A 454-nucleotide genomic window follows, 5' to 3' on the forward strand; every position below is an offset into this window, starting at 1 on the left:
CGCTCGATCAACAAGGTGTTCCCCACGCACTGGTCGTTCCTGTTGGGCGAGATCGCGCTGTACAGCTTCATCATCCTGCTGCTGTCCGGCGTCTACCTCACGCTGTACTTCGACCCGTCGATGGCGGAGGTGACCTACGACGGCGCGTATCAGCCGCTGCGGGGTGTGGGCATGTCGCGGGCGTATGAGACCGCGTTGAACATCTCCTTCGAGGTGCGGGGCGGGTTGTTCGTCCGGCAGGTGCACCACTGGGCGGCGTTGCTGTTCGCCGCGTCGATCATCGTGCACCTGTTCCGCATCTTCTTCACCGGCGCGTTCCGCAAGCCGCGCGAGGGAAACTGGGTTATCGGGTCGCTGCTGCTGATCCTGGCGATGTTCGAGGGGTTCTTCGGCTACTCGCTGCCCGACGACCTGCTCTCGGGTACCGGGCTGCGGGCCGCGTTCTCCGGTATCA

General features: G+C 64.3%; 1 protein-coding gene. It reads left to right on the forward strand.

The annotated features are described in order from the left end of the window. Positions 1 to 454: cytochrome b N-terminal domain-containing protein (locus ON20_RS08615; protein ID WP_040834479.1), on the forward strand; the 454-nt coding region annotated here is incomplete at both ends.

Source organism: Nocardia brevicatena NBRC 12119 (genome assembly GCF_000308495.1).
GTDB classification, from domain to species: domain Bacteria; phylum Actinomycetota; class Actinomycetes; order Mycobacteriales; family Mycobacteriaceae; genus Nocardia; species Nocardia brevicatena.